31 protein-coding genes and 1 pseudogene are annotated in these 24,754 nt (G+C 69.3%); 16 read left to right on the top strand and 16 right to left on the bottom strand.

Features of this window, described 5'->3' with window-relative positions; genetic code table 11:
• Window position 1 precedes the first annotated feature (1 nt).
• A complete protein-coding gene (locus ACIRSS_RS04180) occupies window positions 2-340 on the bottom strand; it encodes a YciI family protein (RefSeq protein ID WP_400890299.1) in 339 nt (112 codons plus the stop codon).
• Window positions 341-494: 154 nt separating this feature from the next.
• On the opposite strand from ACIRSS_RS04180, the gene ACIRSS_RS04175 reads away from it, so the two are divergent.
• Window positions 495-662 (top strand): hypothetical protein, encoded by a 168-nt coding sequence (locus tag ACIRSS_RS04175; RefSeq protein ID WP_400890297.1) that lies wholly within the window; start codon window positions 495-497, stop codon window positions 660-662.
• Window positions 663-854: 192 nt separating this feature from the next.
• Here ACIRSS_RS04175 and ACIRSS_RS04170 read toward each other — a convergent pair whose 3' ends face one another.
• Complete coding sequence (locus ACIRSS_RS04170; protein WP_400890295.1) at window positions 855-1,829, bottom strand: helix-turn-helix domain-containing protein; 975 nt, start codon at window positions 1,827-1,829, stop codon at window positions 855-857.
• A 24-nt stretch (window positions 1,830-1,853) separates the two neighbouring features.
• Between ACIRSS_RS04170 and ACIRSS_RS04165 the strand changes: the two genes are divergently transcribed.
• Window positions 1,854-2,762: an oxidoreductase gene (locus tag ACIRSS_RS04165; protein ID WP_400890293.1), complete on the top strand. Its 909-nt coding sequence runs from the start codon at window positions 1,854-1,856 to the stop codon at window positions 2,760-2,762.
• 138 nt (window positions 2,763-2,900) lie between these two features.
• Here ACIRSS_RS04165 and ACIRSS_RS04160 read toward each other — a convergent pair whose 3' ends face one another.
• On the bottom strand, window positions 2,901-3,866 hold the full coding sequence (locus tag ACIRSS_RS04160; protein ID WP_400890291.1) for an Lrp/AsnC family transcriptional regulator: 966 nt from the start codon (window positions 3,864-3,866) through the stop codon (window positions 2,901-2,903).
• A 115-nt stretch (window positions 3,867-3,981) separates the two neighbouring features.
• Between ACIRSS_RS04160 and ACIRSS_RS04155 the strand changes: the two genes are divergently transcribed.
• Window positions 3,982-5,421 carry an FAD-dependent monooxygenase gene (locus ACIRSS_RS04155; RefSeq protein ID WP_400890289.1) on the top strand — a complete coding sequence of 480 codons (1,440 nt, stop codon included), beginning with the start codon at window positions 3,982-3,984 and terminating at the stop codon, window positions 5,419-5,421.
• A 68-nt stretch (window positions 5,422-5,489) separates the two neighbouring features.
• On the opposite strand, the gene ACIRSS_RS04150 is transcribed toward ACIRSS_RS04155, so the two are convergent.
• From ACIRSS_RS04150 to ACIRSS_RS04140, 3 genes are all read right to left on the bottom strand, one after another.
• On the bottom strand, window positions 5,490-6,026 hold the full coding sequence (locus ACIRSS_RS04150; RefSeq protein WP_400890287.1) for a GNAT family N-acetyltransferase: 537 nt from the start codon (window positions 6,024-6,026) through the stop codon (window positions 5,490-5,492).
• Between the two features lie 106 nt (window positions 6,027-6,132).
• Window positions 6,133-7,056: an alpha/beta fold hydrolase gene (locus ACIRSS_RS04145; protein WP_400890285.1), complete on the bottom strand. Its 924-nt coding sequence runs from the start codon at window positions 7,054-7,056 to the stop codon at window positions 6,133-6,135.
• A gap of 126 nt (window positions 7,057-7,182) precedes the next feature.
• A complete protein-coding gene (locus ACIRSS_RS04140) occupies window positions 7,183-8,154 on the bottom strand; it encodes an aldo/keto reductase (RefSeq protein WP_400890283.1) in 972 nt (323 codons plus the stop codon).
• A 110-nt stretch (window positions 8,155-8,264) separates the two neighbouring features.
• Here ACIRSS_RS04140 and ACIRSS_RS04135 point away from each other — a divergent pair, with 110 nt between their 5' ends.
• From ACIRSS_RS04135 to ACIRSS_RS04125, 3 genes are all read left to right on the top strand, one after another.
• A complete protein-coding gene (locus tag ACIRSS_RS04135; RefSeq protein WP_400890281.1) occupies window positions 8,265-8,870 on the top strand; it encodes a TetR/AcrR family transcriptional regulator in 606 nt (201 codons plus the stop codon).
• Between the two features lie 41 nt (window positions 8,871-8,911).
• Window positions 8,912-10,018 (top strand): Gfo/Idh/MocA family protein, encoded by a 1,107-nt coding sequence (locus tag ACIRSS_RS04130; RefSeq protein ID WP_400890279.1) that lies wholly within the window; start codon window positions 8,912-8,914, stop codon window positions 10,016-10,018.
• A gap of 266 nt (window positions 10,019-10,284) precedes the next feature.
• On the top strand, window positions 10,285-10,587 hold the full coding sequence (locus ACIRSS_RS04125; RefSeq protein WP_400890277.1) for a putative quinol monooxygenase: 303 nt from the start codon (window positions 10,285-10,287) through the stop codon (window positions 10,585-10,587).
• Window positions 10,588-10,989: 402 nt separating this feature from the next.
• On the opposite strand, the gene ACIRSS_RS04120 is transcribed toward ACIRSS_RS04125, so the two are convergent.
• Window positions 10,990-11,514, bottom strand: coding sequence for a hypothetical protein (locus ACIRSS_RS04120; RefSeq protein ID WP_400890275.1), 525 nt, complete (start codon window positions 11,512-11,514; stop codon window positions 10,990-10,992).
• Window positions 11,515-11,636: 122 nt separating this feature from the next.
• Here ACIRSS_RS04120 and ACIRSS_RS04115 point away from each other — a divergent pair, with 122 nt between their 5' ends.
• The gene (locus ACIRSS_RS04115; RefSeq protein ID WP_400890273.1) at window positions 11,637-12,443 is read left to right on the top strand and encodes a leucine-rich repeat domain-containing protein; all 807 of its coding nucleotides are present in this window, start codon (window positions 11,637-11,639) and stop codon (window positions 12,441-12,443) included.
• A gap of 67 nt (window positions 12,444-12,510) precedes the next feature.
• Here the strand turns inward: ACIRSS_RS04115 and ACIRSS_RS04110 are convergent, their stop codons facing one another.
• The 4 genes from ACIRSS_RS04110 to ACIRSS_RS04095 form a co-directional block, all read right to left on the bottom strand.
• Window positions 12,511-13,332 (bottom strand): SDR family NAD(P)-dependent oxidoreductase, encoded by an 822-nt coding sequence (locus ACIRSS_RS04110; RefSeq protein ID WP_400890271.1) that lies wholly within the window; start codon window positions 13,330-13,332, stop codon window positions 12,511-12,513.
• A gap of 101 nt (window positions 13,333-13,433) precedes the next feature.
• Entirely contained in the window at window positions 13,434-13,874 is a 441-nt protein-coding gene (locus ACIRSS_RS04105) for a MarR family winged helix-turn-helix transcriptional regulator (protein ID WP_400890269.1), read from the bottom strand.
• Between the two features lie 452 nt (window positions 13,875-14,326).
• Window positions 14,327-14,665, bottom strand: coding sequence for a hypothetical protein (locus tag ACIRSS_RS04100; protein WP_400890267.1), 339 nt, complete (start codon window positions 14,663-14,665; stop codon window positions 14,327-14,329).
• A gap of 151 nt (window positions 14,666-14,816) precedes the next feature.
• Entirely contained in the window at window positions 14,817-15,146 is a 330-nt protein-coding gene (locus tag ACIRSS_RS04095) for a hypothetical protein (protein WP_400890265.1), read from the bottom strand.
• A gap of 94 nt (window positions 15,147-15,240) precedes the next feature.
• Between ACIRSS_RS04095 and ACIRSS_RS04090 the strand changes: the two genes are divergently transcribed.
• A complete protein-coding gene (locus ACIRSS_RS04090) occupies window positions 15,241-16,146 on the top strand; it encodes a DUF1963 domain-containing protein (RefSeq protein ID WP_400890263.1) in 906 nt (301 codons plus the stop codon).
• Between the two features lie 109 nt (window positions 16,147-16,255).
• Here ACIRSS_RS04090 and ACIRSS_RS04085 read toward each other — a convergent pair whose 3' ends face one another.
• Window positions 16,256-17,299 carry a GlxA family transcriptional regulator gene (locus ACIRSS_RS04085; protein ID WP_400890261.1) on the bottom strand — a complete coding sequence of 348 codons (1,044 nt, stop codon included), beginning with the start codon at window positions 17,297-17,299 and terminating at the stop codon, window positions 16,256-16,258.
• A 20-nt stretch (window positions 17,300-17,319) separates the two neighbouring features.
• Here ACIRSS_RS04085 and ACIRSS_RS04080 point away from each other — a divergent pair, with 20 nt between their 5' ends.
• Complete coding sequence (locus ACIRSS_RS04080) at window positions 17,320-18,147, top strand: dienelactone hydrolase family protein (RefSeq protein ID WP_400890259.1); 828 nt, start codon at window positions 17,320-17,322, stop codon at window positions 18,145-18,147.
• A 9-nt stretch (window positions 18,148-18,156) separates the two neighbouring features.
• Here ACIRSS_RS04080 and ACIRSS_RS04075 read toward each other — a convergent pair whose 3' ends face one another.
• Complete coding sequence (locus ACIRSS_RS04075) at window positions 18,157-18,357, bottom strand: hypothetical protein (protein WP_400890257.1); 201 nt, start codon at window positions 18,355-18,357, stop codon at window positions 18,157-18,159.
• Window positions 18,358-18,617: 260 nt separating this feature from the next.
• Between ACIRSS_RS04075 and ACIRSS_RS04070 the strand changes: the two genes are divergently transcribed.
• Window positions 18,618-18,839 carry a hypothetical protein gene (locus tag ACIRSS_RS04070; protein WP_400890255.1) on the top strand — a complete coding sequence of 74 codons (222 nt, stop codon included), beginning with the start codon at window positions 18,618-18,620 and terminating at the stop codon, window positions 18,837-18,839.
• Window positions 18,840-18,960: 121 nt separating this feature from the next.
• Here the strand turns inward: ACIRSS_RS04070 and ACIRSS_RS04065 are convergent, their stop codons facing one another.
• Both ACIRSS_RS04065 and ACIRSS_RS04060 read right to left on the bottom strand, forming a co-directional pair.
• Entirely contained in the window at window positions 18,961-19,578 is a 618-nt protein-coding gene (locus tag ACIRSS_RS04065) for a hypothetical protein (protein WP_400890253.1), read from the bottom strand.
• A gap of 213 nt (window positions 19,579-19,791) precedes the next feature.
• Window positions 19,792-20,289, bottom strand: coding sequence for a GNAT family N-acetyltransferase (locus ACIRSS_RS04060; protein WP_400890251.1), 498 nt, complete (start codon window positions 20,287-20,289; stop codon window positions 19,792-19,794).
• Between the two features lie 183 nt (window positions 20,290-20,472).
• Here ACIRSS_RS04060 and ACIRSS_RS04055 point away from each other — a divergent pair, with 183 nt between their 5' ends.
• On the top strand, window positions 20,473-21,897 hold the full coding sequence (locus ACIRSS_RS04055; RefSeq protein ID WP_400890249.1) for a M1 family metallopeptidase: 1,425 nt from the start codon (window positions 20,473-20,475) through the stop codon (window positions 21,895-21,897).
• A 60-nt stretch (window positions 21,898-21,957) separates the two neighbouring features.
• Here ACIRSS_RS04055 and ACIRSS_RS04050 read toward each other — a convergent pair whose 3' ends face one another.
• The gene (locus tag ACIRSS_RS04050; protein ID WP_400890247.1) at window positions 21,958-22,545 is read right to left on the bottom strand and encodes a TetR/AcrR family transcriptional regulator; all 588 of its coding nucleotides are present in this window, start codon (window positions 22,543-22,545) and stop codon (window positions 21,958-21,960) included.
• 69 nt (window positions 22,546-22,614) lie between these two features.
• Here ACIRSS_RS04050 and ACIRSS_RS04045 point away from each other — a divergent pair, with 69 nt between their 5' ends.
• The 5 genes and pseudogenes from ACIRSS_RS04045 (at window position 22,615) to ACIRSS_RS04025 (ending at window position 24,753) form a co-directional block, all read left to right on the top strand.
• On the top strand, window positions 22,615-23,568 hold the full coding sequence (locus tag ACIRSS_RS04045) for a ketopantoate reductase family protein (protein ID WP_400893380.1): 954 nt from the start codon (window positions 22,615-22,617) through the stop codon (window positions 23,566-23,568).
• 133 nt (window positions 23,569-23,701) lie between these two features.
• Window positions 23,702-23,920, top strand: a pseudogene (locus ACIRSS_RS04040) (HEAT repeat domain-containing protein); the annotation flags it as partial.
• Window positions 23,921-23,996: 76 nt separating this feature from the next.
• The gene (locus ACIRSS_RS04035; RefSeq protein ID WP_400890246.1) at window positions 23,997-24,260 is read left to right on the top strand and encodes a hypothetical protein; all 264 of its coding nucleotides are present in this window, start codon (window positions 23,997-23,999) and stop codon (window positions 24,258-24,260) included.
• Window positions 24,261-24,277: 17 nt separating this feature from the next.
• Window positions 24,278-24,598, top strand: a complete 321-nt coding sequence (locus ACIRSS_RS04030) for a HEAT repeat domain-containing protein (protein ID WP_400890244.1) — start codon at window positions 24,278-24,280, stop codon at window positions 24,596-24,598.
• Window positions 24,568-24,753 carry a HEAT repeat domain-containing protein gene (locus ACIRSS_RS04025; RefSeq protein WP_400893378.1) on the top strand — a complete coding sequence of 62 codons (186 nt, stop codon included), beginning with the start codon at window positions 24,568-24,570 and terminating at the stop codon, window positions 24,751-24,753. Before ACIRSS_RS04030 ends, ACIRSS_RS04025 begins: the two co-directional genes overlap by 31 nt.
• Window position 24,754 lies beyond the last annotated feature (1 nt).

The following is a 24,754-nucleotide window of genomic DNA, read 5'->3' as shown; positions in this document are numbered from 1 at the left end:
CTCAGTCCTCCCCGAACGGCCGGATCTCGATGGGGAACCGCCCGGCGGCGGGGTGCGCGGACGCGATCGCGATGGCCTCGTCGAGGTCGTCGCACTCGACGACCTCGCAGCCGGCGATCCACTCCTTCGTCTCGGCGAACGGGCCGTCCGACGTCAGCCGCCGCCCGTCGCGCACCCGCACGGTCACGGCTTCGGCGGGTGGGTGCAGCAGCGTCCCGGCCCGGCGGGCGCCCCGCGCTTCGACGTCGCGCAGCCAGGCAACGAACTCGGGCTTGGCGTCGATCTCCGGCGGGCTGAACAGCTCCGCGCCGTCATCGCAGATCATCAGCATGTACCGCAAGACTCCTCCTGTTCGGCCGGTGAAGCTTCTCACCCACTCGACGCCGCCGCGGTCCGGAATCGACAGGTCCTCGAAAAGTTTTCCGGCGACCTGTCGATCCGGGCGAAGCGCGGCGTCGTCCTGGCGGAACCACCCGACGACCGGAGGAGCCGTCATGATCCCGATCAGCCAGACCGGACAGCTGTGGGCCGCCACCCACCAGGGCGAACGCGCCCGCCGCCGGGCCGAGGAACGCCTGGGCGAGCTGGTCGCCCGGTGGACGCGCCGCCGGCGTCCATCCACCGGGGAGCCGCGCGCTCCCTGGATCGGGCGGCTGCGGTGACGGCCGCGCGGTGCGCTGGCCGGCTTGGCTGGTCGGCTGCGTTCCCGTCCGCTCGTGCTCGGGCTGAACCGTTCCGGCGGCTGCACCGGCGGCTGCACCGGCTGCCGACCGAACTGTGGATCGCGATCGCGGACGAGACCGGTGCGCTATTCGGCCGCGCCGAGAACGAATGGTCGAGGGAGCAGATCGACGTCAGCCGAGTGCGGAGCGGGACGCGTGCCACGACGCCAAGAGCCGCAGCCGCTCCGCGTCGGGGCTGCCCGGCACGGCGGTGAACACCAGCATGACCGGTCCGGGGTTGCCGGGTAGCGGGTAGGTGTCCCAGTCCAGGACCATGTCGCCCACCGCGGGTACCCGAAAGGTCTTGGTGCCGCTCACCGAATCGCGGACGTCGTGGCGGGCCCACAACCGGCGGAACTCGGCGCTGCGGATGCTGAGCTCGCCGACGATCGCGGTGGCGCGGGGATGGGTGGGGTCGGTGGCGACGGCGGCACGCATCATGCCGATGTAGTCCAGCGCCTGCGTCTCCCAGTCCGGACAGCTCCGTTGCGCGGTCAGCGCATCGTCGAACAGCAGCAGAAGCATGTTGAGCCGGTCCGGCGGGTAGGTGCCCGGGTCGCCGAGCAGCGCCTCGGCCATCGAGTTCCAGTCGAGCAGGTCCAGGTGCCTGCCGAGGACGACCGCCGGGGTGTCGATCACCCGCAGCAGCCGGCGGGTGCGGTCCGGCACACGCTCCGGCTCGCGGATCACCGGGGTGGGCGCCGGGCGGCGGGCGGCGTGGCCCAGGGCGAACAGGTGCCGGCGTTCCTCGTCGCCGAGTCCGAGCGCGCCGGCGAGCGCCGCCAGGACGTCGTCGGACGGGCGGACGTCGCGGCCCTGCTCGATCCGCTGGTAGTAGTCGGTGCTCAGCCCGGCCAGCAGCGCGATCTCTTCGCGCCGCAGCCCGATGACCTTGCGCCTGCCACCCGGCTCCAGGCCGACGTCGTGTGACGCAACCGGGTGCGCCGGGCCCGCAGGAAATCCCCTAGTTCGCGAGCGAAGGGATGCGGACTGCTCATGCCCCCAGTGTGGCTGCTCCGCGGGTGCGCAGGGTAGTTCGCGCAGACCCAGGCAACCGAAACCGACCGAGACCGCCCGGACGAGTCCTAACGTCGTCGGCACAGCCACCCCGATGCCCTCCAGGAGCAGCAGATGACCGGATGGACCGCCGACCGCATCCCCGACCAGCACGGCCGCGTCGCCGTCGTGACCGGCGCGAACTCGGGCCTCGGCCTGGTCACCGCCACCGAACTGGCTCGCCACGGCGCCCACGTCGTCCTCGCCGTCCGCAACACCGCCGCCGGCGAGCAAGCCGCCCGCCGGATCGACGGCGACACCGAGGTGCGCGAGCTCGACCTGGCCTCCCTCGAATCGGTCCGCGCCTTCGCCGCCAAGCTGGCCGTCGACCACCCGGCGCTGGACCTGCTGGTCAACAACGCCGGGGTGGTCCTGCTCGGCCCGCGCCGCCGCACCTCGGCCGACGGCTTCGAGCTGCAGTTCGCGACCAACATGCTGGGCCACTTCGCCCTGACCGGCCTGCTGCTGGACAACCTGGCCGCGGCAAGGGAACCGCGGGTGGTCAACCTCAGCTCCATCACCCACAAGACCGCCGACCTGGACTTCGACGACCTGATGTTCGAACGCGGTTACCGGGCCGCCACCGCCTACGGCCGGTCGAAGCTCGCCACCACGATCTTCGGTCTCGAGCTGGACCGTCGTCTGCGCTCCGCGGGACTGCCGATCGCGAGCGTGCTGGCCCACCCCGGTCTCACCCGGACCAACCTGACCCCACGCGCCTGGGAACACCGTGGCCGGCTCGGGCTGGTGGTCGCGCGACTCGGTCTGCTGGCCACCCAGCCGGTGGAACGGGGCGCGCTGCCACAGCTGTATGCCGCCACCGCAGCCGGCGTGCAAGGCGGCCAGTTCTTCGGACCGGCCGGCCTCGCGGAGACGCGCGGCCGCGTCACCGAGGCTCGGCTCAGCCCGAAGGCGGCCGACCCGGCCATCGGCCGACGGCTCTGGGCGGCGGCCCGGAGACTGACCGGGGTCGAGTACCTCTGAACTCGACCAGCGGCCGACCGTCCGGACGCGCTCTCACACCGATGAGCAGCTGTTCGCGCCACCGTCGGCCTAGGTCGGCAAAGTGTGCGTAGAGCACGCTGGCGGTGACGTCCTCGCGACCTCGACGAAAACCAGTCCTCAGGTCCGGATGGCGGCCCGCTTAACGGTCTTGATCACCGGCGCGGTCTCGATGTGGGTGATGGCGGGCAGCGCGGCCACCCGGGTGGTCAGGTAGCGGTACAGCTCCTGCTGGTTCGCGCACACCACACTCGCGTACAGGTTCGTCGGCCCGGTCGTGGCGGCGGCGAACGCGATCTCCGGGTGCCCGGCCAGTGCCGCGCCGGCCTCCTCCAGGTGTGCGGGCGCGACCGAGAGCCAGAGCATGGTTCGCGAGCCGACACCGAACAGGTTTCCGTCCACGTCGATGTCCAGGTACAGCACACCGCGTTCGCGCAGCTCGGTCATCCGGCGCCGGACCGTCGTCGGTGACCAGCCGGTCAGCGCGGCCAGCCGCTCGACCTCGGTGCGGCCGTCGGTGGCCAGCGCGGCGAGGAGCTTGCGGTCGCCGTCGTCGAGCCGCACCGGCCCCGGCCGGTGCGGCACCGGGGGCGGGCGCAGCCGCTCGATCGCCTCGTCGCCCAACGAGCCGAGCTTGGCGATCAGGCTGTCCGGACCGCCGTAGTACGCGTGCAGCACGGAGTGAGCGGTCACCCCCTCCACGCGTGGGGTGCGGGGAAGCTTGGTCAGCAGCAACGCCTCGCTGTCGGCTTCGCTCTCGGTGCGGACCGTGCAGGTGATCTCCGTGCCTCCGGAGGTGATGCTCACCCAGGACGTGTCGGGGCGGCGGGCCAGCGCCTCGGCGACCGGGACCGACGCGGCGGGCGCGCACCGCACCCGCAGGAACCACAGCACCGCCCCCAGCGCCGTCGGGTCGACCCCACCGAGCACCCGCACCGCCCCCGCCGACCGCAACCGGGCGTACCGGCGGGCGATGGTGCGATCCGACACGCCGAGCACCTCGGCGATCGTGCTGAACGGGGCCCGGCCGTTGACCTGCAGAGCGTGCGCGAGCCGGCGATCCAGCTCGTCGTAGTCGGATTCCACCGGGCTCAGCCTAGTCAGCGTCGGATATCGACGACCTTGGGTCCGTTTCTGGCACCGCAGCGTCGGTGGGCGGAGCGTTGCGCTCGTCCTGATCGACACAACCAGGGGAGAAACGATGGACACCGATGTGCTCGTCGTCGGCGCCGGACCGACCGGCCTGACGCTGGCCAACGAACTGCGGCTGGCGGGGGTGCCGGCCGTCCTCGTCGACAAGCTGCCGCAGCGCAGCACGCTGTCGAAGGCAGGCGGCGTGCAATCCCGCACGCAGGAGGCGTTCGACCAGCGCGGACTGCTGGAACCGTTGCTGGCCACTGGAAACCACCCGGACGGTATCGCCCACTTCGCCGGCGTCACGCTCCCGCTCACCCGCGGCCGGCACCGCCACCCCTGGCGGTCCATCCCGCAGGTGGTGATCGAGGGATTCCTCGAGGAGCACCTTGCCGCACAAGGCATCCGCGTCCGGCGCGACCACGAACTGACCGGCCTCACCCAAGACGAGAACGGCGTCACCGCGACGTTCGCCGACGGCGGTGTTCTCCGCTCCCGGTACCTGGTCGCCGCCGACGGCGGCCGCAGCACGGTGCGGTCGCTGCTGGGGGCCGAGTTCCCCGGCAGGCCGGGCACGGTGACCACCGTCGCCGCCGACGTGCGGCTGGGCGGCGACGTCCAGGCGATGACGCACGCCCGCAGCGAAGCCGGGCACTGGGCGGCGGTGTTCCCGCTCGGTTCCGATCCGCAGGGCAGGCCGCTGCGCCGGCTCTCGCTGGGCGGACCCGGCCGGTCGCTGCCCCGCGAGGTCCCCGTCACCGAAGACGAGATCCGCGAAGGGCTGCGCGCGGTCTTCGGCTCCCGGGTGGAACTGCTCGAACTGCGTTACGCCCGCCGCATCACCAACGCGGCCCGGCAGGCCGCCCGGTACCGGCACGGACGGGTGTTCCTGGCCGGCGACGCCGCGCACGTCCACCTCCCGATCGGCGCGCAGGGCATGAACACCGGGATCCAGGACGCGCTCAACCTCGGGTGGAAACTCGGTGCCGCCGTGCACGGTTGGGCCCCGGAGCACCTGCTCGACACCTACCACACCGAACGCCACCCGGTCGCGGCCGCCGTGCTGCGCAACGTCCAGGCGCAGAGCCTGCTGATGGACCAGGAAAGCACCGGCAACCCGGACCTGGCGGCGGCCAAGGACCTGTTCGCGGACCTGACACGACTGCGTGCGGTGCAGTACCACCTCGACGACACGTTGTCCGGGATGGGCATCCGCTACCCGATGCCGGGCACCGAGGGCGAGCCGCTGGTCGGCCTGCCCGCGCCGGACCTGGACCTCGGCCCGATCCGGTCGCACGAGCTGCTGCGGCGCGGACGCGGCGTCCTGCTCGACCCGGCCGATCGGTTCGCCAAGGTCGCCGCCCTCTGGCCGGACCGCGTGGACCGCGCGGGCCAGGGCGCTGACGCCGAACCGATGCTCATCCGGCCGGACGGCTACGTGTGCTGGGCAGGCAACCCGGACGACCTCGAACCGGCGCTCGGCCACTGGTTCGGCGAGCCGCAGTGACCAGCGGCGCCCGGCCGCTCCCGGCCGGGCTCGCTCACCGGTTCGGCGACAAATGGCGAGGGCCGGTGTCAGAGCCATCTCGCGGTGAACAGGGTGGTCCCGCGGACCGGATCCACTTCCGTCCGCTCGGTCTCGGTGAACCCGAGCTTGGCCAGCACACGGCGAGAAGCGGTGTTCCAGTCCCAGACCGTGGCCCACAGCCGCCGGTGGCCGGACGATCTCGCCCAGTCCAGGACTGCCGATGAGGCTTCCGTCGCGTATCCCTGACACCAGACCCGGCGTAGCAGCTCGAACGCCAGTTCTGGCTCTCCATCAGGAACTCGTCCGCCGTTGACCAGGCCGCAGTGGCCGATGACGTCACCAATGGCCTTCCGCTCGACCGCCAGCAAACCGAGGGACGATGGCCGGTCGGTGCGGATCCTTTTCTCGAGTTCCTCGACCGTGGGGTGTCCGTCGGCGTCGATCCGGCGGTGCGGCGGCACCCGTGGATCGCGTTCGGCCCAAAGCTCGCGTTGGATGACAGCCTCGGCCACCCGCCACGGCCGGAGCAGCAGGCGGCTTGTCTCGAGCACAACCTCGTGTCCTTGCGTCAGCCCGGATGGCACGGCAGCAACTCTGTCACGGGCGGACGCGCGGTCATGCCGAGGTGAGTGAGTCCCGGTGTCGGGTCACCGGGACTCACTCGCCCGCTGGTATTAGCGTTTCCGGCCGTCAGCGCAGGAACTCGAGCAGCAGCGCGGTGAGCTCCCGCGGTCGTTCTTCGGTGAGCCAGTGGCCGGTGTCGGCCATTACCCGGGTCTCGACGTTCGACGCGTAGCCCTTCCACTGCGTACCGACGGCACCGCTCAACGCCTCTTCGCCACCGACGGCCAGGACCGGCATCTTCAGCATCCCCGCCCCACGGAACTTCTCGTTCTGGGCGATGTCGGTGTGCAGCGCTTGGTACATGTCCATCCACGCCTTGAACCGGCCGGGCTCGCGGAGGTATCGGGCGTAGAACTCGTAGTCGCCGGCGCCGAACGCACCGTCCACGGCCAGGTACTGCTCGATGAACCCCTTGACCAGCTCGAACTCGTGCCCACGGACCAGATCCTGAGCGAAGTCCTTCTGGAAGAATCCCAGGTGCCACGTCGAAAGCTCACCTTCGGGCGAGAAGGCCGGGAACGTGTAGAGGGACCGGTCGGGGATGGGCCCCTCCATCACCACCATCCTGCTGACCTCGGTGGGCCACATCGCGGCGTACGGGTAGGCGATCCACGCGCCGATGTCGTGGGCCACGATCTGGATGCCCTTGTCGAGGTTGAGGTGGGCGAGCAGCGTGTGGACGTCGTCAGCCAGCTGTGTCGTGTCGTAGCCGGTCTCCGGAACCGAGGAGTCACCGGTTCCGCGAAGGTCGACAGCGATCACGGTGTGGTTCTTGGCGAGGGCCTGAAGTTGCGGCTCCCACTCGGCGGACGTCTGCGGAAAACCGTGCAGGAGGACGACCGGTGAGCCGCTGCCTCCACGGAGGTAGTGCATCCGGAAACCGTTCACCCACGCGTAGTTCGACTGGTAGCCGATCGGCGGCCGGTGCGGCGATTCGGTGGTCCGGGCGGCGGCGCTCGACACGGCAGCCGACTCCGGCCTTGCGGTCACGGCGGCATCGGCCGAGACCAGGCCGGTCCCCACGACAGCGGTGACTGCAGTGATGGCGGCGACGACTGTTCTGGTCAGGACCGTCATTTTCTTTCTCATGTGTTCCCCTGAAAGTGTGATCGTCGGTCAGCGGTCGACGGCGGCCATGTTGGCTTCGTCGTAGCGGTCACCGGCGGCCGACTCCAGGTTGTTCAGCCGGGCGACCTGGGCCTCGGTGAATTCGATGCCGTCGGCGGCGGTGTTTTCCTCCAGGCGGTCGATGCGGGTGGTGCCGGGGATGGGGGCGATGTCGTCGCCCTGGGCGAGCAGCCAGGCGAGGGCGACCTGTGCGGGGGTGGCCCCGGCTTCGGCGGCGACGGCGGTGACCTCGTCGACGATGCGCAGGTTGAGTTCGAGGTTGCCGCCGGTGAATCGCGGGTTGGTGCGGCGCCAATCGTCGGCGTCGAGGCCGTCCAGGGAGCGGATGTTGCCGGTCAGGAACCCGTGGCCGAGCGGCGAGTACGGGACCAGGCCCACGCCGAGCTCTCGCAGGACCGGCAGAACCTCCGCTTCGGGGTCGCGGGTCCACAGCGAGTACTCGGATTGCACCGCGGCGAGCGGATGCACGGCGTGCGCGCGCCGGATCGTCGTGGGGCCCGCCTCGGACAGGCCGATGTGGCGGATCTTGCCCTCGGCGACCAGCTCGGCCAGGGCTCCGACGGTGTCCTCGATCGGGGTGTCCTGATCGACGCGGTGCTGGTAGTAGAGGTCGATGTGGTCGGTGCCCAGGCGCCGCAGCGATCCCTCGACGGCGACCCGGATGGAGGCCGGGGTGCTGTCCGGGCCGGGGCGCCCGGTGTGCGAGACGAGGCCGAACTTGGTGGCCAGCACGACTTCGTCCCGGCGCCCCTTGATGGCTCGGCCGACCAGCTCTTCGTTGACGAAGGGGCCGTAGACCTCGGCGGTGTCGAGGTGGGTGACGCCGAGGTCCAGGGCGTGCCGGATCGTGCGGATCGACTGGTCGTCCCGCCGGCCGGCTCCGGTGTAGAAGTCCGACATCCCCATCGCGCCGAGACCGATGCGGGAGATCTCCAGCCCTCCGAGCGAGGTGGTTTTCATCCTGGTGTCCATTTCTGACGTGAGGTCGACCGCTTTAAGTTCCGATCGGTACAGAACGCTAGCACATCAGGACCGTTCGGTACTAAAGTCTGGTACGAGGAGGATGCGCTATGAGTGGTTCGCGGAGCACAGCGTTCGGCCGCCCCCGGGAGTTCGACATCGACGAGGCGCTGGAGCGCGCCATGCAGGTGTTCTGGGCTCGGGGCTACGACGGCACGAGCCTGACGGATCTGACCGGTGCCATGGGGATCACCAAGTCGAGCATGTACGCCGCGTTCGGCAACAAGGAGGAGCTCTTCCGCAAGGCGGTGAAGCGCTACGCCGAGGGCCCCGCCTCCTACGCGACGCGCGCCCTGCACGAGCCCACGGCACGAGGGGTGGCCGAGGCGTTCCTTCGCGGAGCCGTCCGGACCACGACATCGCCCGGCGCCCCCGCCGGGTGCCTGTCCGTTCAGGGCGCACTGGCGCTGAGCGAGCAGGGCCGCCCGGCGCACGATGTGCTCGTCGACTGGCGCAACGACGCGGGCGTACGGCTCGAGGAGCGTTTCCGGCGGGCGGTCGACGAGGGCGACCTCGGGCCGGACGCCGATCCGAGGCGTCTCGCCCGGTTCATCATGACGATGGGCTTCGGCATCGCGGTCCAGGCCGCGAACGGCCTGGGGACCGCCGAACTCGACGAGATCGCCGCCACCGCGCTGCTCGCCTGGCCGGGCTGACGCCCCTGCACCTCATCTGAAGGTGAAGCGAAAGGAAGGCGATGGGCGAACCCGGAAAACGGCCGATCGGTGTCGGGATCGTGGGCCTGAGCGCGTCGGGAGGATGGGCGACCGGAGCACACCTGCCCGCGCTTTCGGCCGTCGACGGCCTGGAACTGACCGCTCTGGCGACGAGTTCCGAAGCCTCGGCGGTCGCGGCCGGCGCCGCGTTCGGGGTGCCCGGCTACGCATCGGTCCAGCAGCTCGCCGAGGACGAGAACGTCGACTTGGTGGTCGTCGCGGTCCAGGTGCCCAGGCATCGCGAGCTGATCTTGCCCGTGCTGGCGGCGGGAGTGCCGGTGCTCAGCGAGTGGCCGCTCGCCGTCGATTCGGCCGAGGCCGAAGAACTGCACCGAGCCGCCCGCGGGACGCGTACCTTCATCGGGCTCCAAGGGCGTTCCTCCCCCACCGCCCGCTGGCTGGCCGACCTCGTCGCCGGCGGATACGTGGGAAAGGTGCTGTCCGCGACGGTGCTGGCGGCATCGGTCGAGTGGGGCACCCCCGTCTCCGAGCGCATGCGGTACACGCTCGAGCGCGCACTCGGGGCCACGATGCTCACCATCGCCTTCGGGCACGCCATCGACCTGGTGTCCATGATCGTCGGCGAGTTGCAGGACGTAGTCGCTTCGACCGCGGTCCGGCGACCGCTCGTCCCGTTGGGCGGCACCGGCCGGACGGTCCCGATGACGGCCGAGGACCAGATCGCCGTCTCGGGCACGTTGCCGGGCGGAGCCGTTCTCTCCGCCCACCACCGCGGCGGAACGCTGTCGGGACCTGGCTTCTCCCTTCTCGTCGACGGCACCGAGGGAACCCTCGAGGTCACCGCCGCCACCGGGTACCCGCACCTCGGCCCCGCCAGGGTCCGCGGCTCGCGCGGTCGTGCCGGGCTGTCGGACTTGACCTTGCCCGACGGCTACGACGACTACCCTCAGCTGGCCGGAACACCGACGCACACCTTGGCGCACGCCTACGCGGCGATCCGCAACGATCTCACCCACGGCACCGCGACCGCCCCGGACTTCACCCACGCCGTCAAACGTCACCGGCTCCTGGACGCGATCGGCCGGTCAGCCGCCGAAGGACGACGAGTGTCTCTCCCCGGCCTCTGACACCGTCACACCGAACCCGATCCCGGGAGCACACAGGCGCAGCTGGACATCCGGGCGGCGGGAGACCGGCTGCTGTCGCCGGATCGTCGCGTTCTGGGACGAGGCCGTGTCCGCCGCGATGGGCGGGAGCCCTCAGCTTCAGCTGAGGCCTGGCCCAACAGGTCAACAACCACGATCGATATCAGGCCTGGCGGGCTGATGCGCCGCCCGCCCACACTGCCCGATGCTGACCTCCGCAGAGATCGAACGAACTGCAGGAGGTAGACATGTCCGTCACGGTGGGACTGCTGGTGACGCTGGAGGCGCAGCCGGGCAAGGAAGCCGACGTCGAGGAGTTCCTCAACGCCGGTCGTTCGCTGGTCGAGGACGAGCCGGCCACTTACCCGTGGTTCGCCGTCAAGCTCGGACCGACGACGTACGCGATCGTCGACTTCTTTCCCGACGACGCCGGCCGCACGGCCCATCTGCAGGGCAAGGTCGGCCAAGCGCTCGGGGAGAGGGCCGACGAGCTGTTCGCGAAGCCGCCCGACGTCGTGCAGCTCGATGTGCTGGCGTCGAAGCTGGCTTGAAGGCGATCAGACGATCTCGCGGCCTCCCCCGCCGGCCCCACGAGGTTCGTCGCGGGACGGCTGGGCGCCGGCCGGTGACGGCTTGTCCTGTTGGCCGGCTCCCACCGCGTGATCGACTTCGAGCGACCGAGGATCGCCACCGCGGCATCGTCCGCAAATCCATTCAAGCCGTTCGGTTCGTCCACGAACATCTCAGCTCCTGGCGCGTCCTCCGCTCGGGATCGCGATCTCAGAAGACACCGAGGCACCGTGTCACTGTGCGTCAACGCACTCTCATGCCGCTGGTCGTGTGCTTGCATCCGGCCATCCGGCCATCCTGGGGGCGCCGGCCCGCGACTCGGAACATCAGTGTCGCGGTCCGACCCAAACCGGCTCCCCCACGAACATCGAACAGCCCGCGCCTCAAGCGTCATACGGTTCGAACCTCGGTTCCTCACTGGGGAAATCTTCCGGGAAGATCGGCACCGGAAACGAACCATCGAGAGCCGCGGCCAGAAAAGCGACCAAGCCGCCGTCGAACCATACCCAGTTTGTCCCCCGTGCCTCATTGGCGACAACAGTCCAGCGCTCGGGATCGTCGCGCGGCCACCTTCGCCAGTAGACCGTGTCACCGTTGTCACTCAGCACAGCCGGCAGGAGCTCATCGTTGCTGAACGGAATCTCTTCGCCCCCGCCACGAAGGTAATCGAGCGTCCGGTTCATTCGTTCGATGCAGTGTTCGAGGCGGATCGCCTCGTGACCGGCGGTCGGCTGCAGGACGTGCAAGAAATCATCGAACACCCCAGGTCCATAGTGCCCGACCAACCACTTGTAGTCACTGGGCAATCCTGTGCCGATCCGCGTTTCCAGAGCCGCCCAGTCCACTGGTCCCGCCGAGGAACGCCGCGGCGGAGGGATGCGATGCGCCAGGTCATCATGCGTGGTCATGGAAATCCGGTCTCCCCACGGTTGTTTGTCGCAGTCAACCCCCGCTCCAAGGTGGTCGCCACCGCCATCCCTGCTGACCAGGGACTGCCGGTGGTCCCATCGATCGTCGGTACGCTCCTCCCGTGGCAGCGGAGGACAGTGCACCCCAGGTGTTTCCCAACCGGTTCGCCGACGCGGCCGGGCCGTCGTCGACCAGCCTCGACCGTGACCGGTGCAGGTGTGTGGGGCATTCGGTCGCGACCCGGCCGGCGACCGTCTCCTTCCACGACGACCGCCAGGACACCACGTCCGCGGGATGGCGGCATCTCCTGGCATTGATCGACGAGGCCGCAGCCGACGGTCGAACGGTGTTCAAACCCTTCGCCGAGATCACCGGTCCGGAGCGACAGCAGATCGTCACCCTGCCGCCCACGATCGCCAAGCTGAACGCGGTCAAGCACCTGGTGCTCTACGGCACGAACCTGGTACGCATCCCGCCAGAGATCGGCGCCATGACGAACCTCGAGATCTTCGAGCCCTACACCTCGCATCGACTGCACTGGTACCCGTACGAACTGACCCGCTGCGCACAACTCCGTCACAGCACTGTGAGCACGCGAGTGCTCTTCGGCAACGTCAAGTTCCGGCCGCCGTTCCCAGCCCTGCGCCCGGTCACCAGCCCCGATGACACGGACCTGAGCGCCCTGGCCCCCGGCGTGTGGGGCGCTGACGCAGTGAGAACCTGCAGCATCTGCGCCGGTCCGGTCGACCACGAGCTGCATCAGGTGTGGATATCCCGCCAGGTCGGCACCGACGTGCTACCGCTCCTGGTGAACGCGTGCTCAACGGCATGCGTGGCGGCGCTACCGGAGCCGAGCACCGGCTACATCCCGACACCGCACACCGGCGGCCCGGACATCGTCCAGCCCACCGGAAAGTCCGCGTTCTGAGGGATGCTCGCACCCGCGGCCCCACGTCCGGCCTGAACGAGGCGCCCGCCGACGACCATCAGAGTCCTCATCGACTCGAGATCGTTTCGTGGTATGTCCTGCCACGGCTCAACCCCAGGGCCCTGGCGATGGGCCGCCGGATCAGCGCGGTGGCGATCAGGTCGCCGACGCGGGGTGACACAGCCTCCCCGAGCAGCAGCATGTTGGCCGTGCGCGGCAACACGACCCGTCGTTTCCCGCGCCGGACCGCGGTGACCACAGCTCGCGCGACAGCGTCGGCGGACAGCGGAGTCATGTGCCGGAACGGCGGAGGCATCTCGGTTTCCGCGGCCTCGCGCAGCAGGTCGGTGGCGGTGAGGGCGGGATGGATCACCGAGACCCGGATACCGTCGCCGGCCACTTCTTGGCGAAGGCTGTCCGAGAACGCGGAGACCGCGTGCATGACGATCGCGTACGAGCCGAATCGGGCGAACGCTTTGCGTCCCATCACCGACGACATGTTGACGATCGCGCCCGACCTTTGCCGTCGAAATATCGGGAGTACGCGTTGCGTCACGTCGATCGCGCCGAAAAGGCTCGCTCGTAGTGTTTGCTGGACGTTGTCGGCAAATGCCGTCGAGTCGACCGTGCCGACCTTGCCGATTCCCGCGTTGTTCACCAGCACGTCGATTCGCTCGAATCGCGTGATCGCGCCGTCTACCAAGGCCGCTACGGCGTCGTGGTCGGTCACGTCGGTCGGTACTGACACCGCCTCCGAACCGAGTTCGCGGACTTCCTTCTCCACCAGAGCAAGGTGCTCGGCCGAGCGGGCCGCCAGCACCAGCCGCGCCCCCTCCCGGGCGAACGCCAGGGCGACGGCCCTGCCGATTCCTCGCGACGCCCCCGTCACCAGTACCACCTTACCCGCGAAATGAGATTTCATGCCCTTCCCTTTCTTGATGTATATACAACACGTGGTCAGTGAAACACGGCTGAGCCAACCCTGTTCGTCTAGCTGCCAGGCGGATAGCCCATATTGCTCGCGATCGCCTGAATCGCATTCGCACCGGCCGTTCCGAGAAGTTCCGTGGCCTGCCGCTGAGCCTGCCGCCACTGCGGCATCACGGACTCGATCTTGGCCCGGCCGGCACGGGTGAGCTCCACCTCACGTATCCCTTTCGCATCCGACGACAGGGCCTCGATCCAGCCGTGGTTCAGCAGCAGATTGACATTCCGGCTGACCGTGGACCTCTCCAGTTGCAGCACCTCACCCAGCTGCGAGGGCGCACACGGACCGACCATGCCCAGGGCGGCCAACAGGTTGACCTGGGCGATCGTCACATCGTGGCCACCGAGGGCACTGTCGTAGAGGCTCGTGAGAGCCCGGCCGATCAGCCGGACGCGCACCGCCAGGCAGTCGGTCACGATCTCCTCTACCGAAGAACTACTCATGGCAATATTGTTGTATATACATCAAGACTTGTCAACACCCCTCGGCCACATAGGCATGACGGTGGCGACCGCCGGCGTGGCGGAAGCCGGCTACTGGACAGCGGCCGAGGCCCGGGGCAAGGCATCGCTCCCCGGGCTCTGGAGATCACGCCGCAGTGGGCACTGCGCTCGTCCGATTGCGTCGCCTGGACCTGCTGCACGCGAAGAACAACCCAGCCTCCTGCCGGGTCGCGCAGAAATGCGGCTACGTCCTGCACGACCTGCTATCGCCGGCCTTCCCGACAACGCATACAGACCCCCCGGCAGAGCACGAAGCAAGAGACCACCTTGAGCGAAGCCGGCGCCGCTTTGGCGCACCAAGATCAGGATGTGACCCGAACGGGGTTCGACGGCAAGCGGCACATGAGCACGGTCGGCGGCTGTCAGGGCCTAGCCATGGATCGTGGTCCCGGCTAGGTGATCGTGCCGTTGGCTCGCGCACGCCAGAGCGTGGATCGTGCTTCGGGAGTGGTCAGTCGCGTCAGTCCGGCGGTTGCCGATCGGCGCAGTGACTCGTCCGCGCTGTCGAGTTGAGCGGTGAGTACCGGCAGCGCGGCTGGGGATTCGGCCCCTGCTATCAGTTCCAGCAGCCATCGGCGCAGCCCATGGTCCTGCCCTTCGTTCTCGAACTGCTCGATCAATCCGGCGATGTGCTCGGCGGCGTGGGCGCGCAGTTGGGCGAAGCCCTCTTCCTGCCGCTGCCGATCACGGCTGCGCATCGACCGCATCGCCGCGTCGAAGCCTCGAGTCATGCTCAGGAGCCTAACGGGCGTCACATCCGTGTGCTCTCGCGCAGGCACCGGAATTGAAAGGCGTGCGCGAGCTCCCGCATGCCGCTCATAGGTCGCTCGCCGGTACGCACGCTCATGCCGAAGAGCGGATCGCCGGTACGGCAGGGACTGCTCAGCCGGGCATCACCCGACGCCGGCCAGGTGCCGTCGAGATCAAGTCTTCGACGCGGACCCCGCGTACGGCGAGGCAATGCCGGATCCAGTCCTGTTGGTGCCGACTTCGACTGTCCCAGGTGAACTGCAACGCGTCCCGCGGACGGCGTGGACCATTCGGCCGCAACCCGGGCACGAGGTTGTCGCACACGTCCGCCAGCTCACGGATCTGCTGCTGGTAGTCACAGCCGGGGAAGAACTCGTCGCACATGCTTTCGCGTCGATGCGACATCGCCCTCATGAACAGAACCGATTCATGAACCACTACGACGATCGCGTCCGCGATCACGGACCGTCGGCCGGACTTGCCCCTCCACACGCGGCTCAGTCTTCCAGAACCGGGGTCCGGGTGCTCACCGGCGGATGTGCCAGAGTGCTCGGCCATGAACCATCTCGAACAGCTTCGGAGTACGGCGATCGAGCGCGGCATCCCGTCCGAAGCGGCCGACCGGATCGGCCGCTTTCTCCGTGTGGCGATCTGGGTGTGCAACGCCAACCGGTACGGCATCGGATCGGCCGAGCGGCACGGTGGCGTGGCCGGACAGAACGGCGGGCTGCCCCGCCTGCCGACCGGCACGGAATGGCCGTACGCCGACATCAGCGGCCTGGGCCGGTTGCCGCTTCCGTTCATCGCCTCGCTCGACTGCGCGAAGCTGCCGCGGGCCGACGGCCTCGAGCTCCCGGCGGACGGGTCGCTGCTGTTCTTCTTGGCGCACGAGCACGCTCTGCACGCGCACGACGAGCACCAGTTCGCACGGGTCGTCCACATTCCGGCCGGCACCGCCACCGTGCAGATCGAACAGCCACCGCCCCACGACGACGACTGGTTCGAATCGGGTTTCCTCCCGCCGCGGTCCGACCTCGTCGCTCTGGTCCAGCCGGAGATGCCGGGCTGGTTCGACGAACCCGGGAACCTCGAGTTCGAGTCGGACGTCGTCCAGCTGCAGGTAGGCGAGACCGCCCACCTCGAAGATCTCCGCACCTTGTTCAACGAGCTCTGGCCGCAGGTGACCACAGGCGCCGACCTCTACCTCGGCGGCTATTCGATGGAGTTGGGCATCGGCGAAAACGCCGAGTACGGCATGGCGGAGGACTCGATCGCGCATGACGTGCCGGACCGCGACCGGCTCGTGGAGGAGGAGACGACCCGGCTGATGAGCGAGTGGATACCGCTGGCCCAGTTCCAGCTGGCGGACCAAGTCCACGTCGGCCGCTTCCTGATCCGCCACGAAGACCTCGCCGCCCGGCGCTTCGACCGAGTTCGGTCGCTGACCATGTTCACGGAGTAGACGCGATGCCGCAGTCGGCGACTTCGGGGTTCTGGACCTCGGTCCAGACGCGGTTCAGCCCGGCTCGTTGCCGCGACGATCTGCTTGCGCCGGGCCGCCCTGCGTCAGGTCATCCGGGTCCGGCCGGTGCCTTGAATGTCGCGCGGTAGTCCTGTGGCCGGTGCCCGGCCAGGCGGGTGAAGATGGCGCTGAACGCCCCCGGGTCGCGATAGCCGACGTCGGCGGCGATGCCGGCGACTGTCCGCTCGGTGGTCTCGAGCAGGTGTTTCGCCTTGCGCACCCGCTCCGCCTGCAGGTATCCGAGCGGGGTCTGGCCGGTTTCGGCGCGGAACCGCCGCAGGAGCGTTCGCGTGCTGACGTGGAACGTCGCGGAGAGCAGCCCGAGGTCGTAGCGCTCGCGCATGTTCTGGTCCAGCCAGCGTTTGACGCCTTGCGAGAACCGGCTTCCGGTGGCCGGCAACAGTTCCCTGTCGACGTACGGAGCCTGGCTGGACCGCGCGTCGTCGACGAGCGCGACGCGCGCGGTGGCGCGGGCGACGCGGCTGCCGTTGTGCTCGCGGATGAGGCCGAGGGCGAAGTCGTACATCGCGCTGAACGCGCCGGTCGTCGTCACCCCACGGTCGGTGACCACGAGTTTCTCCGGCCTGACGGCGGTGCCGGGACACCGGTCTGCCAGCCGGTCGGCGAACAGCCACGAGGTCGTCGACTCCCGCCCGTCGAGCAGGCCGGCATCCGCCAGCAGGAACGCGCCGACACAGATCGAAACCAGCGCGACTCCCGATTGCGAACTGGATCGGATGGCTTCGATCTCCGGCCTGAGCGACGTGAGGGTCGCGTCCAGGTCGAGTCCGGGGTGCAGTTCGAACCCGGGTACGACAAGGACATCGACCTGCCGCACCGGCACGACCGCGATCGCCGCGCCGCCGGCCGCAACCACGCGCCGTCGCGGCGACAGGATCGACACGGCGTACAGCGGATTCCCGGTCGCGCTGGGCGCGGCGATGTGCGACGCCATCGTGAGGAGGTCGGGAACTCCGAAGACTTCCGACGCGAAACAGCCTGGGTAGGCGAGCACACCGACACGAAGCGGAGCCACCATGATGGCGAGATTACCCAGACATGTGGCGATCTCGCCACTGGCCGGACCGGCCACTCCGGCCCGACGATGCCGCTATGGCGATCACTGAACCACGAGCGGACAACGCTCTCGCGGACTTCTCGAAGCGGCTGGTCGACATCGAGGGCGTCAGCAAGACCGTCTACGTCGGCGGGTCCGGGCCGGCCGTCGTGCTGATGCCGGAGATGCCCGGCATCAGCCCGGACGTCGTCCGATTGGCGCGCTGGATTCGGGACGCGGGATTCACGGTCTACCTGCCGTCGCTGTTCGGCGTCGACGGCGCCTACCCCACCGTCGCCGACGGCGAGAGGGTCGTCCGCCGTGCTTGCGTCAGCGCCGAGTTCCGCGCGTTCGCCGGTGGCGGCACCAGCCCGGTCACGGTCTGGCTCCGAGGGTTGGCCAGGACCGCCATGGCCGAATGCGGCGGGCCCGGTGTGGGCGCGATCGGGCTGTGCTTCACCGGCAACTTCGCGCTCACCATGACACTCGAACCGGCTGTCATCGCGCCGGTGGTCAATCATCCTTCGCTGCCACTGGACGACCCCGCCGGGCTGGAGATCAGCGACGAGGACGCTGCGATGGTGCGCGAGCGCATCGAGCGTGACGGACTGAAGGTCCTCGCCTACCGTTTCGACAACGACCGGTGGTGCACCGGCCGGCGATTCGCCGCCTACCGGGCACTCCTGGGCGACGCGTTCGACGGACGCGTCATCCCGGGCGAGACGGCCAACCCCGCGCCACCCCCGTTCTTCCGTGACGTGGTCGGCTGCGCTCACAGCGTCGTCACGGCTCACCTCGTCGACCAGCACGGACACCCCACGCTGCGCGCCAGAGACGAGATCCTGGACTTCCTAGCCGAACGGCTCGGCCACGAAGAGCATTGATCGGCAGGCTCAGCCGCCGCTCCGGCCGCGGAGAACCCGCCGGCACGCCAACCCGACGACGGCGGCCAGCGCACCGGCCACGAGAGGCCACCACGTCCGGAGTTCCTGCTGGTGGATCAAGGTGACACCGGTGAACGAGATGATGAGGAATAGAACGAAAGTGCCGACGAAGTACTTTCCGTTCCGCCTCACCGATTCGCCTTCGCCCATCGCCTGCCTCGCTGTCGATCGATCGCAACCCGGGTCCCAGCGCCGATTGCCTACGGGTGGCAAGGGCCTGCGGTGCAAGCTTGTCATATGTGGCGCGTGCTGCGATGTCCGCTCATGCCGAAGAGCGTGCGCCCGTACCATCGCTTCGTGTGAAGCAGAGAGGGAAGCCGGAGGATCTCACGGATAGGCGGACAGCAGTCACAACGCTCTTCGAGGCCCACCGCAAAGCGCCGTTCCCGCGCCGGTGGCGGGGTGCCGACGTGGAAGGCATCGACATGGTGATGCTTGACGCAACCGCAGCCGGTTGTCTCTCCGTCTGGCTGGAACAAAAAGGTCTCGCGGACGACCGCGGATTGGCCGTCCTCGCCGAATGCGAACAGCGGCTCAATCGGGTCATCCCCGGGCTGGATGCCCATGGTCGCGAGTACTACCAACGACTTCTGGACATGACAGTACTGGTGCTGGAGACGAACCACCCATAGCAACGGGGAGTCCGGACGAGCGCCGCCTCGACGTGCGCGAAAGGGACTCGTGCCTCGATGCGGGGTGTGCGTTCGTGACGGCGTCGACCGCGGAAAAGTGGGGCGCGCCACCTCGGACGGTTCACTGTCCGGCGATCGCGAAACTGCCGTCGAGCTTGGCCACCAGGTTCACGGCCAAGCCGGGGGCGAGGTCGCGTGCCCATCGGGTGGCCGCGTCCAGGAAGCCAAGGAGGTCTTGGTGTGCGGTGTGCAACTGAGCGCTGACCACGTCCAAAGGGGCCGTGATCGCGCGCTCGATCGGGGGCAGATCCTCGCCGAGGCCGCCGTCGGGCCAGATGCGCACGGCGTTGTCGAGGTGCTCCACCCAGGGGGCCGGGCTGTGTCCGAGCCACGGCTGGCCACCGTCTGGCACAGCGGTCCATTCGCGCCAGCTCTCGAGCCCGCAGCAGCAACTCGGCGGGATGACGACTCCCGTCTGCGTTTCACGGGCCAGCAGACCACCCGAGGCGATCAAGCAGTCGGTCTCGACGATTGCCCGGAGCGCGGCGACAACGTCATCTGGATGTGCGGCAGCGGCATCAGAACACCGAGAATGCAAGACGGCCATCACGGTGCCGACGTCGAGTACGGACATACCCGCCGACACGCGGATCAAGGAGCGCCCGGCAGGGGCGGTGGTCGGCCAGAGGGTGAAACCGGCCGCGTCGGCCGCGTCGATCACCGGCTCCAGGACGAGCATGGATATCAGTCCTCACCGGCGATAGGTCGACACGCAACGACATTTGCGCTGATCCCCACGCGCTCGTATCCCGAAGACGGACGCACGTTCGGTATCCGCTTCTGCCGCGTCGAGGTCGCCCGTATGACTCGTGGCGTTCGTGCACCCGCACACCCAACGACCTCGGCCGACTCCGCAGGTGCTTCCCGGCCTCCGGTCACCGCTTAGGACGTGTCACGAGACGGGCGGCAACGCGAGCCAGTCCTGCCAGGTGATGTCGCGGCCCAGAAAGCGAGGCCGGCGAAAGGGCCAATCGCTGGCGATCCACTGCGGCACCAACGCATCGAGCGCACGCTCCACTTCGCTGCCGACGAGGTCGTCCACCACCCACCACGCCACCTCGCCGTCGGAACCGGTGCGCTCGGGCGGGTCGATGTAGACGCAGCCCAGGATCGCGGTCTCCTCTTCGTCCAGCAGCGCATAGTTGAACGACTGGTGCGCGGCTATCTCCTTCTCGTGCCGCAGCAGGTCGATGCGATCCTCTTCATAGGTCATCGTCTCCTTGGGCCAAGACCAGGCCGGACCGAAGATCCTCCACAAGCGCTCCTGGGAACCCATCACAGCGGGGTAATCCAGAGCAGTGTCCGCCTCGCGGATCGGCCGCAGGTGAAGCTCGGTGCCGGGCACGGGCGTGTACACGGGGTGGACGAAGTCGTCGGGCAGCCAGCTCATAGCTGCCGAGGCTACACACCTGGTCGCCGTGGCATTCGCGTGATCATTCACGAACACGCGCTCAGGCCGAACGGCTCGGCATCGAACCTCGTCCGCTTTCGGCCGGGCACCGCCCGCACCAGGCTTGATCCGCGTGTCGGGTCGGTCCTACTCTTCAGCGTCGATGGTTGCCGAGGAGGACCGATGCGAGGCGTCAACCGTGGCCGTGGCCACTTGGTGATCATCTCTTGTGCACTGTCCGCCGGCCTGCTCGCCGCGGCGAGCCCGGCAGCGGATGCGGCGCCCGGTGCACCGCGGTACTCCCCCGGTGCGCCGGGCGCCGGAGATCCGTACTTCCCCGACATGGGCAACGGCGGCTACGACGTCGGCCACTACGACATCCGGCTGGCGTTCCACCCCGAAACCGGGGCGATCGACGCGACCACGACGATCCTCGCCACGGCCACCCAGGACCTTTCTCGCTTCGACCTCGACTTCCAGGGGCCGCTGACGATCAGCAGGCTCTCGGTGAACGGCCAGAACGCCGCCTTCACCCGCAGCGGCGCCCAGGAACTGGTGATCACGCCGCCGCGCGGTCTGCGGAACGGCAGCACGTTCGTCGTCTCGGTGAGCTACGCCGGCGTCCCGCAGAAGATCGACGACCCCGCACTGGGCCTCTCCGGCTGGGTCGCCACCAAGGACGGCGCGGTCGCGCTCAACCAGCCGATCGGCGCGGCGACCTACTACCCGGTGAACGACACCCCCGACGACAAAGCGACCTACACCCAGACCATCACCGTCCCGACCGGACTCACCGTGCTGGCCAACGGCGAACCCGGGCCCACCACCACGCACGATCACCAGACCACCTTCCGCTGGGCCGTGAACCGGCCGATGGCCAGCGAGCTGAGCATGCTCGCGATCGGCGACTACGACGTCACCCGCGGCGTGACGGCCGGCGGCCTGCCGAACATCACCGCGATCGGCAAGTCGATCGACACCAAACCCGGTCAGGGCCAGGTGTTCAACCAGACCACGGCGCAGATCGTCCAGTGGGAATCCTCGGTGTACGGGCAGTACCCGTTCGACTCGACCGGCGGCATCCTCGCCGACGTCGGTGTCGACTACGCCCTCGAGACGCAGAGCCGGCCAGTATACGACCAGAGCGCCAGCGAGGTCGACGGCGACCTGCTCGCCCACGAACTCGGCCACCAGTGGTTCGGCGACAGCCTCACACCGGTGCACTGGTCGGACATCTGGCTCAACGAAGGCTTCGCGACCTATTCGGAGTGGCTCTACCAGGAGAAGTTCAACAACGTTCCCGTGCAGCAAACCTTCGCGAAAACGTACGCCGGAGAGAAGGACTGGAGCGGCGAAGTCGCCGACCCCGGACGTGATCACATCTTCGACGACCTGGTGTACAACCGCGGCGCGATGGCACTGCAGGCGCTGCGCGTGAAGATCGGCGACCGCGCCTTCTTCCGAGTGCTCACGCAGTGGCCGACGGCCAACCGGTACGGAAACGTCTCGACGCGGCAGTTCATCCAGTTCGTCGAGCGCCTGACCGGCCGCGACCTCGACTCGTTCTTCCACACCTGGCTCTACCAGCCGGGCAAGCCGAAACTCTGACCACGATTCGGCCGATCGCCAGGAGCTGGTGACTCACGCGGCCTTCAGCGCCGCTGACGCTCACGACGGTCGCGACCGGCGCAGACCGTCGAGCACGAGGGTGATCACGCCGTCGGCCTCGGCCCGCCAATCCGGGCGGTCGTGCGCCGCGCCGATGCCGTGCAGGGCCATCATCACGGCACCCGCAGGCACGTCGTCGCGGAGATGGCCGTCCCGCACGGCGGCGGCCACCAGATCGGTCACGGCCTGCTCCAGTGCCCGGCTGCCTTCGGCGAGGACGTCCGATCCGGTCGTCATGAGCGTGGCCAGCGTCCGCGCGAGGCCGTGGTGGGCGGCGAGGTAACCGACCATGCCCCGCAAGAAGGTCGCCAATGCCTCCGCCGCGGGCAGCGTGGCCTGCAGCTCGCGGGCGCGGCCGCAGAGCGTCGCGACTTCGTTGCGGTAGACGGCTTCGGCCAGCGCTTCTCGCGTGGGGAAATGGCGGTACAGCGTGCCCGTGCCCACGCCGGCCAGCCGGGCGAAGTCGTCGAAGCGCAGGTCGTAGAAGCTCCCGGCGGCGAAGATCTCCCGGGCTTTGGCCAGCACCGCCTCGCGGTTGCGCCGAGCGTCGGCGCGCAGCGGCTTGCCCGCACTGCCTTCCGTTGACAACCGGCGCTCGCCTCCCTACGTTGAGAAATGGAGATGACCTCCACTTTCATCATAGCCGACGAGGTGCGCGTGAAGATCCTCATGTTCGGCCGTGGCGTGATCGCCGCGGTGCACGGCTGGGCGCTGGAACAGGCCGGGCACGACGTCGAGTTCTACGTCCGGCCGGGCCGCGCGGCGGCCTACGGGGACGCGATGGACCTCGACCTGCTCGACGCGCGGAAGCGAATCCGGGGTGAGCGCGTCGTCCGGACGTGGCCGGTGCGTTACCGCGAGGAGCTGGCGCACGGCCACGACTTCGACTTGATCGTGCTGAGCGTGCAGCACCACCGCCTCACCGAGGCCGCGGCTTTTCTCGCGCCGCGCATCGGCAACGCGACGGTGCTGGTGTTCGGCAACGTCTGGGCCGAGCCGCTGGCCGCGATCGGCGACCTTCCCGCCGACCGGGTCGCGTGGGGGTTCCCGCAGTCCGGCGGCGGGTTCGGCGCGGACGGCGTGCTCCGCGCGACGATGCTGCCCGCCGCCGTCTTCGGGACCATCGACCGGCCGCCGACCGAGCGTGAACTGGCTGTGCGTCAGGCTTTTCGCGCGGCCGGGTTCCGGGTGCGGGAGCGGCCGGACTTCCGCGGCTGGCTGTGGCTCCACTTCGCGGCGAACGCGGGCCTGCACGCGCAGGGCCTGAGACGGGGCTCGCTCGCCGACCTGGCCGGCGCGACGGGCGACTTGCGCGAGGCGCTGCTGACCACCCGTGAGCTGCTGCCGCTGGTCGAGGCGCGCGGGATCGACCTGCGCCGGCACCGGGGTGCGATGCTGGGCTATCGCGCACCGACCTGGCTGACGGCGCCCGCGTTCGCCTGGCTGACCGCACATTTCGCCTTGGTACGCATGAGCTTCGCGACGCACTGCGACCCGGACGCCGAGGAACCGCGAGACGTCTGCCGGGACACCCTGGCGGAAGCACGGCGGCTGGGCGTCGCGGTGCCGCGGCTGGAAGCCGCCGAAAAGTACTTCGCCGCCAGCCGATGATCCGGTGGGCGAATTTCGTTGGTACGGCCGGACATACTGGACGCGTTGGTCGCCCGGCCGGCCGACCCCGAACTGATCGAGCCGGAAAACTGGCCGGAGCACACCGAGGCGCACAAGCGCCGACCCGGCCTGGCTGACCACCCTGGCGGCCCACCCGAACAGCCTGGTCCGCGCGATCGCGGTCGGAGCCCTCAGTTCCGGCCACGATCCCGCCCATCAGCCGGTCCTCGTGCAGGCCCTGTCCGACCCCGCCGCCGACGACGTGCAGGCCGCCCTGGAAGGCCTCACCGCGCAGTCCGCGGAGCAGGTGTTCGACCGGCTGGTCGCGCTGCTGAACGAGACGGACCGCGACCGGGCCTGGCTCGGCCGCGCCGCCGCCCAGCGCATCGCCGAGACGACTGGACGTCCTCGCCGACGCACTGGGTCAGGTGGACCACGGCGCCGCGCACGACATCACCCGCGCCCTGAGCCGTGCGGGCGACCTACGCGTCGCGCCGGTGCTGATCGAGCACCTCCGCTACCGCCGCCCGGGCCGCTTCGCCGTCGCGGAAGTGCTCGGCAACCTGCGCGTCGCCGAAGCGACCGGACCGCTCATCGACGTCCTGCGCGAGTCCGACGGCTACCAGTCGCTGCGCGTGGTGGAAGCGCTGGGCAAGCTGGAAGCACTCGCGAGAGCGCCCTGCTGGCGCTGAACCGGATCGGCGGCCCGGTGGCGACTCCGGCCGCTCTCAAGGCCGCCGACGATGTCCACCCCGTCGTCCGCGCTCGGGCCTACCGGATGCTGGCCAAGCACGGCGATCACCGCGCGCTCGGCCGGCTGACCGCCGCCTGCGACAGCCGGCACGTCCACACCGCCCTCACCGGCCTGGCCCGCCTGGCCGACGACTCGGTCGCGCCCACCTTGGTGCAGGTGTTGCTGACCACCGAAGAGCGGCGTGTCCGCAAGCTCGCCGGACGCACGAGCTTGTCCGATCGCGCGCAGCCGCGGCGCTCGGGCGGATCCCCCACGAGAAAACGCTCCCGTTGCTGACCGAGGCGTTGCGCGACCCCAGGCCCCGCGTCCGGGCCAACGCCGCGACCGCACTGGGCCGAACTTCGGCTGAGGGCCTGCGTTCCCTCCCCGCCGACGCCCTGTCCGACCCGCACCCCGCCGCCACCGCCGCCCTACGAACGACGGACACCTGAC

Source organism: Amycolatopsis sp. NPDC101161 (assembly GCF_044768185.1).
GTDB lineage: Bacteria > Actinomycetota > Actinomycetes > Mycobacteriales > Pseudonocardiaceae > Amycolatopsis.
This window is presented reverse-complemented; position numbering and strand designations above follow the sequence as displayed.